The organism is Limnospira fusiformis SAG 85.79, assembly GCF_012516315.1.
GTDB classification, from domain to species: Bacteria; Cyanobacteriota; Cyanobacteriia; order Cyanobacteriales; family Microcoleaceae; genus Limnospira; species Limnospira fusiformis.
Genome location: NZ_CP051185.1, coordinates 3344793 through 3363489, shown reverse-complemented (window position 1 = coordinate 3363489; position 18697 = coordinate 3344793). Strand labels below are relative to the sequence as shown.

12 protein-coding genes, 3 tRNA genes and 2 rRNA genes are annotated in these 18697 nt (G+C 47.1%); 4 read left to right on the top strand and 13 right to left on the bottom strand.

Going from position 1 to position 18697, the window contains the following annotated elements; translation table 11 throughout:
* Window positions 1-61: 61 nt before the first annotated feature.
* The 4 genes from aroF to rpsO all read right to left on the bottom strand — a co-directional run bounded on the left by aroF (window position 62) and on the right by rpsO (window position 3016).
* Entirely contained in the window at window positions 62-1126 is a 1065-nt protein-coding gene (gene aroF, locus HFV01_RS15820; protein WP_006669267.1) for a 3-deoxy-7-phosphoheptulonate synthase, read from the bottom strand.
* A 692-nt stretch (window positions 1127-1818) separates the two neighbouring features.
* Complete coding sequence (locus HFV01_RS15815) at window positions 1819-2190, bottom strand: transposase (RefSeq protein ID WP_006626142.1); 372 nt, start codon at window positions 2188-2190, stop codon at window positions 1819-1821.
* Window positions 2151-2678: a PAM68 family protein gene (locus HFV01_RS15810; protein WP_006669266.1), complete on the bottom strand. Its 528-nt coding sequence runs from the start codon at window positions 2676-2678 to the stop codon at window positions 2151-2153. Before HFV01_RS15810 ends, HFV01_RS15815 begins: the two co-directional genes overlap by 40 nt.
* 68 nt (window positions 2679-2746) lie before the next feature.
* Window positions 2747-3016: a 30S ribosomal protein S15 gene (rpsO, locus tag HFV01_RS15805; RefSeq protein ID WP_006617943.1), complete on the bottom strand. Its 270-nt coding sequence runs from the start codon at window positions 3014-3016 to the stop codon at window positions 2747-2749.
* A 285-nt stretch (window positions 3017-3301) separates the two neighbouring features.
* On the opposite strand from rpsO, the gene HFV01_RS15800 reads away from it, so the two are divergent.
* A complete protein-coding gene (locus tag HFV01_RS15800) occupies window positions 3302-4405 on the top strand; it encodes a mechanosensitive ion channel family protein (protein WP_006626139.1) in 1104 nt (367 codons plus the stop codon).
* 26 nt (window positions 4406-4431) lie between these two features.
* Window positions 4432-5556: a mechanosensitive ion channel family protein gene (locus HFV01_RS15795; RefSeq protein ID WP_006626138.1), complete on the top strand. Its 1125-nt coding sequence runs from the start codon at window positions 4432-4434 to the stop codon at window positions 5554-5556.
* 154 nt (window positions 5557-5710) lie between these two features.
* On the opposite strand, the gene HFV01_RS15790 is transcribed toward HFV01_RS15795, so the two are convergent.
* From HFV01_RS15790 to HFV01_RS15770, 5 genes are all read right to left on the bottom strand, one after another.
* A 23S ribosomal RNA gene (locus HFV01_RS15790) occupies window positions 5711-8593 on the bottom strand.
* Between the two features lie 199 nt (window positions 8594-8792).
* Window positions 8793-8865: transfer RNA gene (locus tag HFV01_RS15785), tRNA-Ala, on the bottom strand.
* A gap of 15 nt (window positions 8866-8880) precedes the next feature.
* Window positions 8881-8954 (bottom strand) — tRNA-Ile (locus HFV01_RS15780).
* A 114-nt stretch (window positions 8955-9068) separates the two neighbouring features.
* Window positions 9069-10558 (bottom strand): 16S ribosomal RNA (locus HFV01_RS15775).
* Together the 16S and 23S rRNA genes with 2 tRNA genes alongside form the textbook arrangement of a ribosomal RNA operon.
* A gap of 814 nt (window positions 10559-11372) precedes the next feature.
* Window positions 11373-11579 carry a hypothetical protein gene (locus HFV01_RS15770; protein WP_157234380.1) on the bottom strand — a complete coding sequence of 69 codons (207 nt, stop codon included), beginning with the start codon at window positions 11577-11579 and terminating at the stop codon, window positions 11373-11375.
* Between the two features lie 539 nt (window positions 11580-12118).
* Between HFV01_RS15770 and HFV01_RS15765 the strand changes: the two genes are divergently transcribed.
* Complete coding sequence (locus HFV01_RS15765) at window positions 12119-13132, top strand: RNA-guided endonuclease InsQ/TnpB family protein (protein WP_006669263.1); 1014 nt, start codon at window positions 12119-12121, stop codon at window positions 13130-13132.
* Between the two features lie 211 nt (window positions 13133-13343).
* Here the strand turns inward: HFV01_RS15765 and HFV01_RS15760 are convergent, their stop codons facing one another.
* The 3 genes from HFV01_RS15760 to HFV01_RS15750 form a co-directional block, all read right to left on the bottom strand.
* Window positions 13344-13544 (bottom strand): hypothetical protein, encoded by a 201-nt coding sequence (locus HFV01_RS15760; RefSeq protein ID WP_082113529.1) that lies wholly within the window; start codon window positions 13542-13544, stop codon window positions 13344-13346.
* Window positions 13545-13880: 336 nt separating this feature from the next.
* Complete coding sequence (locus HFV01_RS15755) at window positions 13881-14060, bottom strand: hypothetical protein (RefSeq protein WP_006625930.1); 180 nt, start codon at window positions 14058-14060, stop codon at window positions 13881-13883.
* A 395-nt stretch (window positions 14061-14455) separates the two neighbouring features.
* Window positions 14456-14635, bottom strand: a complete 180-nt coding sequence (locus HFV01_RS15750) for a hypothetical protein (RefSeq protein WP_006625930.1) — start codon at window positions 14633-14635, stop codon at window positions 14456-14458.
* A gap of 1500 nt (window positions 14636-16135) precedes the next feature.
* Between HFV01_RS15750 and HFV01_RS15745 the strand changes: the two genes are divergently transcribed.
* Window positions 16136-18580: a CHAT domain-containing protein gene (locus HFV01_RS15745; protein ID WP_006626137.1), complete on the top strand. Its 2445-nt coding sequence runs from the start codon at window positions 16136-16138 to the stop codon at window positions 18578-18580.
* Window positions 18581-18599: 19 nt separating this feature from the next.
* On the opposite strand, the gene HFV01_RS15740 is transcribed toward HFV01_RS15745, so the two are convergent.
* Window positions 18600-18671 (bottom strand) — tRNA-Gly (locus HFV01_RS15740).
* Between the last annotated feature and the right edge of the window lie 26 nt (window positions 18672-18697).

Genomic DNA, 18697 nt, shown 5'->3' with positions numbered 1-18697 from the left:
ATAATGCACGAGCCTTAACCCGTGCATTTGAGACTTATATGGTGGTTAAACCTTTATTAGACTAGGCGGGGACTGCAACTGACTTCTCCGACCAGCGATTAACCGATTTACCAATAACCGATAGGTCTTGCATTAGTTGATCAAAATCTGCCGGAGTCAGGGATTGGGGACCATCTGACATGGCTTTGGCTGGGTTGGGGTGAACTTCGATCATCAGGGAGTCTGTCCCGGCGGCGATCGCCGCTCTAGCCATAGATGGAACGTGCTCCGCAAATCCCGTGCCGTGGCTCGGGTCAATCATAATTGGTAAGTGAGTGAGCGATCGCAATACCGGAATTACCGACAAATCAAGGGTATTGCGGGTATATTGGCGATCGAAAGTGCGGATTCCCCGTTCACACAGAATCACATTCGGGTTACCCGCCGCTAAGATATATTCTGCGGCCATTAGCCATTCTTCAATAGTCGCAGACATACCCCGCTTCAGCAATACTGGTTTATCCTGAGCCCCTACTTTTTTCAGCAGCGAGAAATTCTGCATATTACGAGCGCCAATTTGGATCACATCCGCCACCTCAGACAACTTTTCTAAGTCGTCTGCGTCCATTAACTCCGTAATCACTCCCAGTCCTGACGCTTCACGCGCAGCAGCTAAAAGGTTCAGAGCGCTTTCTCCATGACCTTGGAAAGCGTATGGAGACGTGCGAGGTTTAAATGCGCCACCGCGTAAGAACTTCGCCCCAGCAGCTTTCACCCGCAGCGCCGTCTCCACGATCATTTGTTCATTTTCTACCGAACAGGGACCCGCCACCACCACTAGGGGACGATTTTCGCCAAAGTGAACTATTCCACTGGGAGTGGTAACAGCTACATCACTGGACTCGCCGTGACGAAATTCCCGACTAGCACGTTTGTAGGGTTTTTCGACTCGTAACACCTGTTCAATAAATGGGCTAATTTCCTGGAGTTGTAGGGGATCAAGACCTGCTGTTTCTCCTACTAGCCCAATTACAACTTTATGTTTTCCGACGATTTTTTCTGGTGTTAAACCCCAACCGCTGCGGAGTTCATCACTAAGACGTTCGATTTCGGCTTCTGGAGAGCCAACTTTCATTACAATAATCATGTAAACCTCACAAAATTGTCGCAGCCACCATTTTTGAGTGGCTAATAAAGGGTACAGACCTAATGTCAACTGTCCCTACGCGCTACGCAAGCATACAGCGCCGGATTCTTACCCAGAGACCAGCACAGTAGTAGATGTCTTTGGTCCTCTACTACTATGACTTACAGATACATTTAACCCCGAAAAATCTGGCCAGAGCCGGAAGTTTCTGAGTAGGGCACCATCTGAAGTGAAGTAATCACGCCAGATGATGTGTCACTCTAAGAGCCTTTAACAGTTAGGTTAAAAGCGCTATTGTTGAGTCCATTCTGGTGGTCTATTCAACTGCTCACTACAATATAGCTATAGTCAGCTACTTGATGCTTCAGCAAACCATCTTTGGCTATTGCTTAACTCTCTACTCAATAGACTACCATACTTAGAAAAATATTTCCCGAAATATCTGGTTATTACCAGTGAATCCCCCTCTAATCACCAACAGTCTGACGATCAGCTTTGCCCCGCGTCCCACAGGTAAAAACTCGTAGCCCCTCATCTCTGAGAGAAATCGCTCAGTGAATATCTCTATCCTGTTTGGTTTGGCAATTTTCACAAGTCTATTCCCTGATGTCAAGCCGTAAACTACCCACCTGATTTAAGCCCACATCACAAGTTTTATCTGAAGGAAAAACCTATCAACTTCTTGATAAACTTTAACCATCATTTTCCGCGTATTTAAGCATAGTCATAAACATTCCCCATCCCACTTTTTCAAGGTCAGCCAGACAGTGGTTTTTCATCATGTCTTTGACATTTAGATTCTCCGTCACAATGACTTGGTTTTCGCCTACTATCCTACGCGATCGCTTGTGTATAAAATCCTCACGACAGTTAGTGATTTTACCGTAAACTCTAGCGACTTTCTTGGTTCCGGCTTTATTAAGGCTATTAGACCCTTTCTGCTTTCGGGATAGTTGCTGTTGTTTACGCTTTAAATTCTTTTCATCCCCTACCTTTTCGGGTAAGGGAATTCCTGTAGGCTTTTTTAATTTTTGGGTGAACTTGGCTGGCGACTTTCTTTCCAAGCCTCTATCGCCCGCCCTAGGTTGATCTTAAATTCCTGCCAGCCGAGGAAACTCCCACTTAGGTTTTCGTCCCAGGAAGCCGAGAGAACTCCGTAGCTAAGACCCACCACACTCAAGCCAAAGCACCCCAGACTCACCAGCAAGACTGCTGTGTTGGGTAGGGGGAATATCTCATTGGTGACAATAAAATAACTGCCCACAAAGGTAGATATAGCCATTAACAGAGGAATACCGGATAAAACCACCATCCGGGACACCATCCGCTGACTGACTACTTCCGGAATAGTCATATCTTCCCGTCTAGGTTGACGGCGGGGCGCAGAGGTGTCCGATGTGCGGCTAGTTTTTGGGGTTTTAGCTACCTTGGGCGAAGCCGATTTATCCGATTTTCCCTGGTCTGAGGCGGCTGGTTTGCTACTTTCAGCCTGCTTTTTGCGGGTTTTTTTCGGTTCAAAGGGAAGTGGTTGGCGGGGGCGATCGGAGGACATGGTAGATTGTGAGTGCTGTGGGTGGGTTGACAGGAATTTGGTACGATTGGGTAAATCTGCTATCGGATTTAGCCCCGGATTCCCAAACGGGTGATCAGTTCGCGATAGCGTTGCTGATCCTGTTTATTAATATAGGCTAATAATCTTTTTCTGCGTCCGATAATCTGGAGAAGGCCACGACGGGAAGCGTGATCATGCTTATTGGCTTTGAGGTGTTGGCTGAGTCGGTTAATTCTTTCGGTGAGCATGGCTACCTGTAGATCGGAAGATCCGGTGTCTGTTTCGTGAGCTTGATGCTCGGCCATGATTTTTTGCTTATCTTGTTGTGTCAGAGCCATAGTTGAGAATTTTACGGTTGGTTAAATTTACACAATTCTTGATCTTAGCATATTGTAGCTTGGGCAGATGGTGCTGAGAAGAATTTATGCCTGGAGATGGATGGCGCTAGGTGCGATCGCCCTTTATAATTAGATCAGGTACTCTGGTTGAGTCTGGTTCTGGTAAAGGATTGCGGGTTAACGGGTTAACGGGTGATGGCGATGTCTGATACACACATTCACCACTAATGGATGCCTTGATATCTTCTCAACGAGTCCTGGTTATGGTTGAGAGTTGAATGGTTTATGGTTGAAACAACATCAGATGCGATCGTTTTGGGGTTTAATCCTCTACTGAAATTGGTATTGGTACTGTTGGGGTTAATCTCCGCTTTGATGGGTTTATGGCTACTACCAAAACTATGGCGAATGGCGATCGCTAAGTTGATTCCTGAAGAACGCATATCTAGTTATTCTGAGATTTTATCATCCTATAAAATCCCGGCTGCTGTCGCTGTATTGTTGGTGATCATTGAAATTATATGGGTTAATTCTCCCTTGAGCATCGCTCTAGGTTTCCTAGAAGTTATCATCAGTTTATCCCTAACCATTCTGCTCAGTTGGTTGGCTTCTCAAATATTTAAGAGATTTTTTGACTTATATATTATTGACGTAGCCTCAAAACAAGGTCGCAATATTAACAGTGAGTTTTTATTGGTAGGCAAAATTCTAGCCAACTGCGTAATTATTCTAGTCGCAATTGTTGTATTTGCTCAGACTCACCAAATTAATATTGTCGGATTAATTGCTAGTTTAGGGGTAGGTGGTTTGGCTGTCGCTTTTGCAGCTCAAAATACCCTCAGCCAAATTCTAGGGGGAATTGTTCTGTATCTGGATCGCCCGTTTGTCGTTGATGATTATATCGGTTTACCTGATGGGACTTTCGGGCGGGTAGAATCTTTGGGATTGCGATCGACCAAAATTCGCACATCAGGAAAAGGAACCATAGTTATAGTCCCTAATAGTTCCCTAACTCAACTCAGTATAGAAAACTATACCGGAGCCAGAAAAATTATATCCATCCTAGGATTAACCTTTCATTCTGCCATTGACTCTGAGGAACAAGCTCTCATCCGTCAAGTGATTTTAGAAAGCACTAAAAACACCTTTGGTATTGACCCTAGAGGCACTGATGTTAGCTTTAAGAATTTACAGCCAATCACCGGAGAAAACAAAACTCAAGCCCAAGTAACCTTCTTTATATTAGGTGCTAATCGTAATAACTTAGAACTGCGCCGTCAGATGCTCGATCTAGCCAGTCAAGACATTAGCATGAATTTACAGCAATACGGAATCGCCTTTGATATCGAAGATCAAAATATTTACGTTGATTCACCCATCACAGTCTAATTACAGTTAAAACGCTAAATACCATCATGTGGAACCCCATTGATCCTGATGCCGCAATTTTTGAGATTATTCAGGAATATTCTATTCCTAAGCCTCTGATTTTCATAATCTTTGTATTGATATCTTGCTTAATAGGAAAATACACCCCTAGCCTCATACAATATATTATTAGGCGGGCTATACCTATCAATGGAAAAGAAATTTCCGAGAACTTTGTGCGACCTATCCAACAACCTTTTAGGATGGTTGGCATTTTTACTCTGATTTCTATGTCAATGATTTGGTTAGAAGAAAATCGGGCTTTATATCGTTTTATTCGCCCCTTTGTTAGTCTAGCCCTAATTGCTAGTATAGCCTGGTTAGCCTCCCGGTTATTTAGGCAATTGGTGCGGATTTATGGTATTCCGATTATCCGAAAATATGGCATGGAAGTTGACGAGACTTTTTTGGTATTTGAAACCATTGCCAATGTTTTAATTGGATTTACAGCAGCGATCGCATTTGCCCAAAGTCAACAACTGCCCCTAGGTGCATTAGTAGCAGGGGCTTCAGTAAGTGGTTTAGCGGTAGCATTTGCCGCCCAAAGCACCTTAGAACAGATTTTAGGCACAATAGTTTTACGTTTAGATCGTCCGTTTGTCCGTGGAGAATATATCCGACTACCAAAACGTGGTGATGATCTTGAGGGTATTTATGGGAGAGTAGAATCTATTGGGTTACGGTCTACTAAAATTCGGATTGCAGCTAAGGGAACTTTGGCAATTATTCCCAACTCTAATTTAATGAGGCTGGCGATCGAAAATATCAGTCGTGGTAAAAAAGTGATGGTTTTACTATATCTGGATTTTATCACTCAACTTGACGATCGCGAACAGGCTTTAGTAGAACAAGCCATTAAAGAATGTACCGATTCAGTTTTTGGTATAGACCCCGGAAGCACCCAGATTTCCCTATTTAATTATGGAGAAACGGGTAATCTTCGCGCTAGGGTGACATTCTTTATTTTAGGTTCTAGTGAAAATGCCATTTCACTGCGTAAGAGTTTACTAGCATCAACTAATCAAAGTTTGACGGAAAGACTCAAGCGGTATGGCATTAAGTACAATATGCAAGAACCGAATATTTATGTTGAGTCTCCTGTGACGATTTAATATCAAGTCGGCTTGTATTAAGCCGACACTTTTTTGATGCCAATAAAAAACAAAGCCTCAATCTAATGATGAAGAAAGAGGCAGAGTCATCATATTAAATTGTAGTGTAAAACAGAAACCTTCAAGGCTGCATAGAGAAAAAGCGAGTGTAAAAGAGGTCAAGCCCTCGGTCTGTTAGTGTGCCTCGGCTACATCCATTACTGGACTTCCACCTGACATCTATTAACGGGTAATCTTCCCGTGACCTTACCTGGCTAACCCAGTGAGAGCACTCATCTTGAGGTGGGCTTCCCACTTAGATGCTTTCAGCGGTTATCCGCTCCGCACATGGCTACCCTGCGTATACCGTTGGCACGATAACAGGTACACCAGCGGTGCGTCCTTCCCGGTCCTCTCGTACTAGGGAAGGCTCCTCTCAATGCTCTTACGCCTGCACCGGATATGGACCGAACTGTCTCACGACGTTCTGAACCCAGCTCACGTACCGCTTTAATGGGCGAACAGCCCAACCCTTGGGACGTACTACCGCCCCAGGTTGCGATGAGCCGACATCGAGGTGCCAAACCTCCCCGTCGATGTGAACTCTTGGGGGAGATCAGCCTGTTATCCCTAGAGTAACTTTTATCCGTTGAGCGACGGCCTTTCCACGCAGCACCGTCGGATCACTAAGGCCGACTTTCGTCCCTGCTCGACTTGTAGGTCTTGCAGTCAAGCTCCCTTATGCCTTTGCACTCTACGGCTGATTTCCAACCAGCCTGAGGGAACCCTTGCGCGCCTCCGTTACCATTTAGGAGGCGACCGCCCCAGTCAAACTGCCCCCCTGAAACTGTCTCTTTCCCGGATAACGGGAAAAGGTTAGAATTCTAGCTTCGCCAGAGTGGTATCTCACCGATGGCTCAGAATCCCCCACAAGGAATTCTTCACAGCCTCCCACCTATCCTGCGCAAGCGAAGCCCGAACCCAATTCCAGGCTACAGTAAAGCTTCATAGGGTCTTTCTGTCCGGGTGCAGGTAGTCCGTATCTTCACAGACAATTCTATTTCGCCGAGTCTCTCTCCGAGACAGCGCCCAGATCGTTACGCCTTTCGTGCGGGTCGGAACTTACCCGACAAGGAATTTCGCTACCTTAGGACCGTTATAGTTACGGCCGCCGTTCACCGGGGCTTCGGTCATCAGCTTCAGATTACTCCTAACCGACTTCCTTAACCTTCCGGCACTGGGCAGGCGTCAGCCCCCATACATCGTCTTGCGACTTAGCGGAGACCTGTGTTTTTGGTAAACAGTCGCCTGGGCCTCTTCAGTGCCACCTACCTTTCGGCAGGCACTCCTTCTCCCGAAGTTACGGAGCCATTTTGCCGAGTTCCTTAGAGAGAGTTACCTCGCGCCCCTTAGTATTCTCAACCACCCCACCTGTGTCGGTTTCGGGTACAGGCATTTACAGTTTAAGATGTATAGGGCTTTTCTAGGAAGCCTGATGACTATCACTTCCCCGCCGTAGCGGGTCGGACTCGTGCCTCAGCTCAGTCTGTTTTCACCAGACCTCAACACCTCGAACACTTGCACCGGTAACCAACATCCGGATGACGAACACCTACTTCGTCCCCCTTCATCAACTGCAAACGGTACGGGAATGTTAACCCGTTGTCCATCGACTACGCTTTTCAGCCTCGCCTTAGGTCCTGACTAACCCTCCGCGGACGAGCCGTCCGGAGGAACCCTTAGGGTTTCGGGGTGTGGGATTCTCACCCACATTTTCGCTACTTAAGCCGACATTCTCACTTCTGATTCGTCCACACCTGCTTGCCGCTAGTGCTTCACACTACTACAGAACGCTCCCCTACCAATAGTTGCCTATTCCACAGCTTCGGTACACTACTTAGCCCCGTTCATTTTCGGCGCAGGAGCGCTTGACCAGTGAGCTATTACGCACTCTTTTAAGGATGGCTGCTTCTAGGCAAACCTCCTGGTTGTCTGGGCACTCCCACCTCCTTTATCACTTAGTAGTGATTTGGGGACCTTAGCTGGTGGTCTGGGCTGTTTCCCTCTTGACGATGAAGCTTATCCCCCACCGTCTCACTGGTTGAGTGTTCCCCTGGTATTCAGAGTTTGTCTCGATTTGGTACCGCTCTCGCAGCCCGCACCGAAACAGTGCTTTACCCCCAGGTTTAAACCTCAACCGCTGCGCCTCAACGCATTTCGGGGAGAACCAGCTAGCTCCGGGTTCGATTGGCATTTCACCCCTAACCACACCTCATCCGCCGATTTTTCAACATCGGTCGGTTCGGACCTCCACTTGGTTTTACCCAAGCTTCATCCTGGACATGGTTAGATCACCCGGGTTCGGGTCTACAAATTATGACGTAACGCCCTATTCAGACTCGCTTTCGCTTGGGCTGCAACCTATTCGGTCTTAACCTGCCATAACTTGTAACTCGCCGGCTCATGCTTCAACAGGCACGCGGTCAGACGTTAAATCGTCCTCCCACTGCTTGTAGGCTAACGGTTTCAGGTTCTATTTCACTCCCCTCCCGGGGTTCTTTTCACCTTTCCCTCACGGTACTGGTTCTCTATCGGTCACACAGGAGTATTTAGCCTTACCTCGTGGTCGAGGCAGATTCACACGGAATTTCACGGGCTCCGTGCTACTCGGGATACAGTCGAGCCGTTTTGGCTTTCGACTACAGGACTTTCACCTTCTCTGGTGCAGTATTCAACTGCTTCGTCTAGCCTCGGCGGTCTCTGATGACTGTCCCACAACCCCAACGGGAAATCCCATTGGTTTAGGCTGTTTCCCGTTCGCTCACCACTACTTGGGAAATCGCTATTGCTTTCTCTTCCTCCGGCTACTAAGATGTTTCAGTTCACCGGGTTCGCTCATACTCGCCTATGGATTCAGCGAGCTGTTTCTGGGTTGCCCCATTCGGACATCTTCGGCTCAAAGCTTGCTTCCAGCTCCCCGAAGCCTTTCGTGGGTCGCCACGTCCTTCATCGCCTCTGTGTGCCTAGGAATCCACCGTTAGCCCTTTGTAGCTTGACCTACATTGGAATTGTCTTTACGACGTTTTCCTACACCATTATGCTTTTCTCTATGCAGTTTTCAAGGTTCTGACTGGAACTTATGTCCAGCTATCTAGTCCTAGATTAACATCTACAGACTTAGGAGCTGTACAGTCACCAACTCTCAATTTCTCAATTCAAGACTACCTCACCCCAACTAGCACCTAATTCTAGGAGAGTGGAGGTAAGCGGACTCGAACCGCTGACTTCTGCCGTGCAAAGGCAGCGCTCTACCAACTGAGCTATACCCCCAGTTTGGGGTGGATGTGGGCCATCCTGGACTTGAACCAGGGACCTCACCCTTATCAGGGGTGCGCTCTAACCACCTGAGCTAATAGCCCATAACACGAACCCTAAAGTTTGAAAGCTCTCTGACCGCCCCATCCGACCTAAGGATGACCTCAAGACTCGGCTATTATTATCATCGCACGATGTCCTGAAGTAGGTCTCCCTAAAAAGGAGGTGATCCAGCCACACCTTCCGGTACGGCTACCTTGTTACGACTTCACCCCAGTCATCAGCCCTGCCTTCGGCATCCTCCTCCGCGAACGGTTAGAGTAACGACTTCGGGCGTGGCTAACTTCCATGGTGTGACGGGCGGTGTGTACAAGGCCCGGGAACGGATTCACCGCAGTATGCTGACCTGCGATTACTAGCGATTCCTCCTTCATGCAGGCGAGTTGCAGCCTGCAATCTGAACTGAGGAGAGGTTTACGGGATTGGCTCAGACTCGCGTCTTGGCTACCCTTTGTCCCCCCCATTGTAGTACGTGTGTAGCCCAGGACGTAAGGGGCATGATGACTTGACGTCATCCCCACCTTCCTCCGGTTTGTCACCGGCAGTCTCCCTAAAGTGCCCAACTGAATGATGGCAACTAAGGACGAGGGTTGCGCTCGTTGCGGGACTTAACCCAACATCTCACGACACGAGCTGACGACAGCCATGCACCACCTGTGTTCCGGCTCCCGAAGGCACTCTCGGCTTTCACCAAGATTCCGGGACGTGTCAAGCCCTGGTAAGGTTCTTCGCGTTGCATCGAATTAAACCACATACTCCACCGCTTGTGCGGGCCCCCGTCAATTCCTTTGAGTTTCACACTTGCGTGCGTACTCCCCAGGCGGGAAACTTAACGCGTTAGCTTCGGCACAGCCCGGGTCGATACAGGCTACACCTAGTTTCCATCGTTTACGGCTAGGACTACTGGGGTATCTAATCCCATTCGCTCCCCTAGCTTTCGTCCCTCAGTGTCAGTTACGGCCCAGCAGAGCGCTTTCGCCACCGGTGTTCTTCCCGATATCTACGCATTTCACCGCTACACCGGGAATTCCCTCTGCCCCTACCGTACTCTAGCTGTTCAGTTTCCACTGCCTTTCAGTAGTTAAGCCACTGTCTTTGACAGCAGACTTGAACAGCCACCTACGGACGCTTTACGCCCAATCATTCCGGATAACGCTTGCCTCCTCCGTATTACCGCGGCTGCTGGCACGGAGTTAGCCGAGGCTTATTCCTCAAGTACCGTCATTGTGTTCTTCCTTGAGAAAAGGGGTTTACAACCCAAGAGCCTTCCTCCCCCACGCGGTCTTGCTCCGTCAGGCTTGCGCCCATTGCGGAAAATTCCCCACTGCTGCCTCCCGTAGGAGTCTGGGCCGTGTCTCAGTCCCAGTGTGGCTGATCATCCTCTCAGACCAGCTACTGATCGTCGCCTTGGTGAGCCTTTACCTCACCAACTAGCTAATCAGACGCGAGCTCATCTCCCGGCGATAAATCTTTTACCTTTCGGCTCATCCGGGATTAGCAGAAGTTTCCCTCTGTTGTCCCCGACCGGGAGCCAGATTCTCACGTGTTACTCACCCGTCCGCCACTAGCTCCGAAGAGCCCGTTCGACTTGCATGTGTTAAGCAGACCGCCAGCGTTCATCCTGAGCCAGGATCAAACTCTCCGTGTTGTCGGCACTAAGACCGATTTTTTGGATTTCACGAGTTCAGCTTGCTTTTTCTGAACTCCTGGCTTATACTGTGGCTAACTCTCAGGTAAACCTGAGTAGTAGCCGATAAATTCATTGACCTGGGGTGGTCATTAAGCTTTCAAACTATTAGTTTTTCTAGGTTCGGGCGCGTTCCGGTTCGTTGCCTCCCCTTCGAGCGCATTTACCAATGTATATTACCTAACTAGGTTTGTCAACCCTTTTTTCAAAAAAATTTTGACTTTTTTTCAGTGACACCCCAAAAACCCCACTGCACAAGGGTTTTACCTAAAAAAGTTTTTTGGAAATCTGGGAGAGTTGAAGGTGACGGAGCGGATAACTGGGGACGCGGGGACGTGGGGCTAGGTTGGCGGATAGTGTCCCACCCTAGGGTCTATATCAGTTGTGAGGCCACAGGGTGTCGGGAGCAAGAATTTAATCCAAGATTTGCTTTACATCTTAGGACAATAAGGTACAATACCCAAAAAGATTCGCAACTCAATAATGAGTATACGGTCAAACCCCAGACCATGCCAAATTTCCCTGACGACATACTCATCAAGTTGGATTCTTCATGGTAAAATCCAATCATGGTGCGAGACGTTTAGGAGTCAAATAAGGCTGCAATGCCTGAAATAACCTCCTAGTGGGACTTTCCCCCCTTGGTGAAATATAAGGGACTCGTACCCTGACCATCCCATAACTGTTTATATGTCCCAACGTTTGGTATAGAAATATACAAAACAAGGCAGGGAACTCAAGGTCAAAACGCCCAACTGGAAATATTAATGATTCCTTAACAATTGCGTTGAGAGTAACGGCGATAGCCACCCCCAGTTTTGGGAATCATAACCCCAGGATTGAAGCGGGGAACGGAAGGCGTGAAGTAGAACCTACTACCAAATGCGACCACTGCCAACCATCCATGATTAGGGAAACCGAATGTCCGGCTTGAACCATCGTAATGATTTAGCAGCGTAATAGGTTGCCACGCTGCGCTCAAAAGAGCAAGGGGAAAAGTAGGGTTTTGCATAAAACACCTACACAGACCTTTTTAAGTACCCCGGTGGAGAGGACAAGTCTAAAGATGGAATGCCCATATAAACGGAACGTTTAAACTCCTCATTGGTTCTCCTTATCAAAAAAGTGAGCAATATTACTCACAAGGAGTAGTGAAAAGTGTAAGCGTATACCATTGAGGGGAAAGGATGTGACTGAAAGCCAATGCCTAATTGTAATGATTAGGATATGCCCACTAGTCACGGTGTAGATATGGAGACTGCGACAAGTAGGAGTAATATGACGAGAGCGAGTTTAAAGACTACGAGTTGTATGCCAAGCTCCCAAAGTTGGAATCATAAAGCGGGGGTTCGTAACCCTGTTCCTAGTGACAAAAAGGGTATCTACATTAGGAGCCGTATGAGGTGAAAGTCTCAAGTACGGTTTGGAAGTGGAGTTGGGGAAGGTGACTTCCCTTTCGACCATAACCCTTACAAAGCTTTCCGGACAAAACTCAAACTCAATCACCGTCAAGCTACCTTGATGGCCAAACACGCTGGGTATGCTCGATTTGTGTTCAATTGGGGATTACACTTATGGATGTCAGCTTATGAAGAGGGACTCAAGCCTAACGTCAACTCCATCAAAAAGGTTTTTACGAATTATGTGAAACCTCAATATCCTTGGATGTCTGAATTGTCTTCTAAAGTTGATCAATATGCCTTCATTAATCTAGGGGATGCCTTTAAGCGCTTCTTCAAGGGAATAAGCAGTTATCCTAAATTTAAGAAGAAAGGCCACCATGATAGTTTTACGCTTGACAATTCCGGAAGGCCATTCAATCTGTCAGGAACTCGCCATAAGCTGCCTTTTGTGGGCTGGGTTTCTACATTTGAGGGTCTACCCGAAAGTTGGGTTAAGAAAGTCACTATAACGCGCCAAGCAGGTGACTGGTATATTAGCTTTTTCGTAGAAATCACGCCAGAAATTACACCGAAATATCGAGAGAGAATCGGGGTAGACCTAGGAATTAACAATTTGGCGACTTGCTCCGATGGGACAAAATTCTCTAATCCCAAGGCTTATAAAGCAGCGACCAAAAAACTAGCTCGATTACAACGTCATTTAAGTCGCAAAGTCAAAGGCTCGAAAAATTGGGCCAAATGTCTCTTAAAAGTTCAAAAGCTACATCAAAGAGTAGCAAACATTCGGCGGGACACGATTCATAAAATCACTACTTTTTTGGCTAAAAACCACAGCCAAGTAGTCATTGAAGATTTGAATGTGTCTGGAATGTTGAAAAATCATTGTTTGGCGGGTTCTATCGCTGATGCTTCATTTTATGAGTTCCGTCGGCAACTAGGTGACAAGGCAGAACGTTATGGTTCAAAGTTAATGATTGCGGATAGATTTTATCCATCCAGTCAACTTTGTTCTAACTGTGGCCATCGTCAAAAAATGCCCCTAGTCCGTCGGACTTTTGAATGTCAGAACTGTGGGCTGAAGATTGATAGAGATTTGAACGCCAGTATAAATTTAGAAGTGCGAGACGTTTAGGAGTGAAATAAGGCTGCAATGCCTGAAATAACCTCCTAGAGGGAGATAGACTGACTCGACCAGTTTACCCCTTAACTGTATATATGTCCCAACGCTTAGGAAGTTGTGATTCTAAGCAAGGCAGGGAACTCAAGGTCAATCCCATTTTAAGAAATCGCAATATACCGTCCAAGTATTACCTAGGAGGAGTATTATAACTCACTTGGGGCGATTATGGGAAAGAGTAAAGGCGGTAGCCACCCCCAGTTTCAGAAATCACAAATCTGGGATTGAAGCGGGGAACGGAAGGCGTGATGTAGAACCTACTACTATAGGCGACCACTGCCAACCATCCATGATTAGGGAAACCGAATGTCTGGCCTGAACCATCGTCATTATAAAGTAGCGAAATAGGTTGACACGCTGCGCTCAAAAGAGTAAGGGGAAAAGTAGGAGTCTTGCTATACTACCTACACAGACCTTTAAATGTACCCCGGTGGATAGGACAAATCTAAAGATGGAATGCCCATATATACGGAACGTTTAAACCCCTATTGGGCTCTCTGCGAGTACATCTCGTAGAGTAGTGAAAAGTGTAAGCGCATGGTGCGAGACGTTCGGGTATGAAATAGGGCTGAAATGCCCGAAATAACTACCCGGTGAGGATTCCAGCTCCGAATCTGGATATAAGGAGACCTCTCCTGACCATCCTCATAACTGGTTATATGTCCCGACGCTTAGGGAACTAAGCAAGGCAGGGAACTCAAGGTCATAAACGAACTGAGAAATCAGGGAGTAGAGAGTAACGGCGATAGCCACCCCCAGTTTTGGAAATCATAACTCCAGGATTGAAGCGGGGAACGGAAGGCGTGAGGTAGAACCTACTACCAAGACGCGACCACTGCCAACCATCTATGATTAGCAAGACCGAATGTCCGACTTGAACCATCGTAATACACTAGCAGCGAAATAGGTTGACACGCTGCGCTCAAAAGGGCAAGGGGAAAAGTAGGGGGTTCGTGCGACTACCTACACAGACCTTTAAAAGTACCCCGGCGGAGAGGACAAATCTAACGATGGAATGCCCATATAATCGGAACGTTGTAACCCCTCTAATGCTCTGCCTATAAACAAGTGAGTAATGCTATTCACAAGGCAGTAGTGAAAAATGTAAGCGCATGGTGCGAGACGTTCGGGTATGAAATAGGGCTGAAATGCCCGAAATAACTACCCGGTGAGGATTCCAGCTCCGAATCTGGATATAAGGAGACCTCTCCTGACCATCCTCATAACTGGTTATATGTCCCGACGCTTAGGGAACTAAGCAAGGCAGGGAACTCAAGGTCATAAACGAACTGAGAAATCAGGGAGTAGAGAGTAACGGCGATAGCCACCCCCAGTTTTGGAAATCATAACTCCAGGATTGAAGCGGGGAACGGAAGGCGTGAGGTAGAACCTACTACCAAGACGCGACCACTGCCAACCATCTATGATTAGCAAGACCGAATGTCCGACTTGAACCATCGTAATACACTAGCAGCGAAATAGGTTGACACGCTGCGCTCAAAAGGGCAAGGGGAAAAGTAGGGGGTTCGTGCGACTACCTACACAGACCTTTAAAAGTACCCCGGCGGAGAGGACAAATCTAACGATGGAATGCCCATATAATCGGAACGTTGTAACCCCTCTAATGCTCTGCCTATAAACCAGTGAGTAATGCTATTCACAAGGCAGTAGTGAAAAATGTAAGCGCATGCTTAGAGGGTGAAGGATGTGACCAGAAGCTAAAGCCCAATTGTCATGGTTGGGATATGCCCACAGGTCACGGTGGGGATATAGATACTGCGGTCAGTAAGAGTATAATGGCGAGGACGAGTTTAAAGACTACGTGGTGCATATAGCTCTGAACATCGAAGTAGAAAGCAGGTCTCTTGATTCTGCTCCTTTGACAAATAGGGTATCCACACCAGGAGCCGTGTGATGGGAAACTATCAAGCACGGTTCTGAATGGGAGAGGGTGAAGGTGACTTCACTCTCGACCCCTAACCTTAGAGGGTGAAGGATGTGACCAGAAGCTAAAGCCCAATTGTCATGGTGGGGATATGCCCACAGGTCACGGTGGGGATATAGATACTGCGGTCAGTAAGAGTATAATGGCGAGGACGAGTTTAAAGACTACGTGGTGCATATAGCTCTGAACATCGAAGTAGAAAGCAGGTCTCTTGATTCTGCTCCTTTGACAAATAGGGTATCCACACCAGGAGCCGTGTGATGGGAAACTATCAAGCACGGTTCTGAATGGGAGAGGGTGAAGGTGACTTCACTCTCGACCCCTAACCCCATAAGGGGAAAGGATGTGACTGAAAGCCAATGCCTAACTGTAATGGTTGGGATATGCCCACTAGTCACGGTGTGGATATAGAGACTGCGACAAGTAAGAGTGCTTATGACGTGAGCGAGTTTAAAGACTACGTGGTGTATATAGCTCCCAAAGTTGAGGTCATAAAGCAGGGGGTAGTAACCCTGTTCCTACTGATAATAGGGTGTTCACATCAGGAGCCGTGTGCTGGGAAACTCGCATGCACGGTTTGGAATTGGAGTTGGAGGGGGCGACCTCTCTTTCGACCATACCAAATCGCTTTCTTTCCGACGATTACACTTGTGGACGGGGTGCTGCCGACAGTCCCGGACGAAGCCAGAAATAAACATCAATATCCGGCTATGTCCGGTTTTGTTTAAGTTTTATAGAGCAGAATTGATAAACGATCGCTCACTGCCAGATCACTGCTATATGGTCACTGCGACTATATATTGCGACTATATATATGGAGAGGCAGATCTTGGTTGGAGGGGTGATAGGTGTTCAATTCGAGAAATTCGGGAGCAAATCGTTAGTTGTTGAAGTCATTACTAAGTAGGCGATGACTGACTAATCCCCGGATCCCCGTTGTAAAATGGAGGGGATATATATTTAAGTGAAGTTAAAAACGCTCTCGAACTGACCTAACTCTGAGACGGAGACCAATGACCCAGGAGTTTCTGATTTCTGTTACCCCAGTGGGGGATGATGAATATTTGGTACGGACGGAAAGAACACCGAAAGTGCCATCCGGTGTCCCGTTGGCGGAAGAACAGGTGAAGTGGCCAGTGGAAGAATGGCTACAATATACGCGTTATTTAATGAAAGATCCTCTATTGGAAGTGCTGGAGGGTTCATCATTAGCTATGCGGGGAGATGCTAAGGGCGGGATAGTTTTGGCAAATGGGTCGCGGTCTTTGAGTTTAGTAGAACTGGGTCAAGAACTTTATAACAGTCTCTTCCAGGGGAGGCTGCGGGACAGTTGGGCCAGCGCCCAAGCGATCGCCTGTAATCGACAAAAACCTTTACAGCTGCGCTTAGGTTTGAAAGGAAAACGGCTCAATAGCCTACCCTGGGAAGTCCTCCACGAAGGGGGAAGACCACTGGCTACGGGATGTGATGTCTTTTTTTCTCGCTACCAACCAGAAAGCCGACTACGTCTACCCAGACATTCTGGGAAACCTAACCAACCTTTAAGAATTTTAATGGCGATCGCCGCCCCCAATGACCTAAATAGTTTACAACTCAAACAAGAGGCCCTACATCTGAAAGAGGAACTACAGCCGGAATTGAGTGATAATGGAGGATACCATAGTGCCATTGAGATTACGATATTAGAACAGCCTGATCGTCAGAAAATCACCCAAGCCTTAGAACAGGGTCAATATCAGATATTTCATTATGCTGGACACAGCAGCTATACCTCGACGGGTGGCGCTTTATATTTGGTCAACGGTCGTACAGGATTAAGTGAAACTATCAGTGGGGATGATTTAGCGGGACTGCTGGTAAATAATGGGGTACTTCTAGCGGTATTAAACTCCTGTAGAGGTGCTTATAATAATCCCCTGGCGGATGCTAATGATACAGCAGAACTTAACCTGGCAGAAGCATTAGTGCGGCGAGGAGTTCCCGGGGTGTTGGCGATGGCTGAACGCATTCCTGATGAGGTAGCTTTGACGCTAACGCGCCTGTTGTACCGCCAACTCAATCAAGGATTACCAATAGATTTAAGTTTAAGTCGGGCTAGACAGGGGCTAATTTCTGCCTATGGTTCCAATCAAATATATTGGGCATTACCTGTATTGTACTTACACCATGAGTTTGATGGCATCTTAACACCAAATCCTAGGGCTGATTCAGGTAACTACCGGGAGGATATAAAAGGGAGTAGTCCAGATCTGTCTGAGGCTAACTATACAAACCTTTGGGAATTAGCAGACACTGAGGACTTGCTGGATGATGAGAGTTTTGATGAGACTTTAGACTTAGAAGCGAATGGGGAAGATTTGGGATTTATTGGGGATACTCTCCAACAACTTATGACACCTGGAATAGTTGGTGTTAATCATCAAAATAGTGGTTCTGGTTCCCAGAGACTGCCCCAAAGCTATGATGGAGACCCAAGGGATGATCAAAGGCGGGTTCAGGAGTCTGATAGTCCCAGAGGTGCCCAACGCCAGCTCAGTGGTGTGTTAGGACTGCTGCTGGTGATGATTTTATTACCGATCAGTTTCGGGGTGTGGATTTTCCGCGATCGCATTAATGATATGTTGGGCTATCCTTTAAGGGTTAATCAAACAATCAGCAATAATATCAATTCTTCAGAAAGGTTAGCAACAGCTTTGGAAGATGCTACGACTGACAAAGTTTCAGGAATTGCGATCGAACAGTTTGATCGGGCTAATTTGGAAGCAGGGGTGCAGGCTACGGAAGAGTTATTAAATCGTGGGGCGCTAGCTGAAGCTCGTGCAGCTTTGTCTGCAGTTCCGTTTCGGTATGAAGACGAACCTGCTATCAATTTTTTACAGGGACGTTTAGCCTGGCAATCTATTGAGAGGGGTAGTGCTAATTATAGTCTGGATGATGTGCGCCGATTTTGGGTGAGAGCAGTTGATGGGGAGCCAAATTCCCGGGAATATAACACAGCGTTAGGATTTGCTTACTATAGGTCGGGTGATTTACGACGGGCTTATCAAACTTGGTATCGTAGTTTGGAGTTAGCAGAGCCGATTTTCAGCTGGGAGGGAAGTTCTTTTAACGATCAATTAGCATCAGTGAATAAGGGAACATGGGCTTTGACTGGGGGGGATGTTCGCACTAAGGAGACAGACGTGGGCGAAGACAGGGATAGCTTAGATCATGTGGATGGTTCAACGCTGGAGAATATGGATGTGTTAAATGCCTATGCAGGTTTGGGATTGGTATTAATGAAATCGGCTGAGTCCCTAACTGCTGATCAACAGGCGATAGAGTGGAGTAAGGCGCGTAAATTTAGAGATAAGGTGCTTTCAGAAGCACCGGAAGCGTTTAAACCTCATGCCCTAGGGTCCAAATGGCTGTGGTCAACAGACACGATACGAGACTGGGAACTACTGCTACGGATGTAGTTCGGTTATGGTGTTTGAAAGCGGGTAACGCGATTCGAACGCGCGACATTCACCTTGGCAAGGTGACGCTCTACCACTGAGCTATACCCGCATTTGAATTGACTCTAACTATACTGT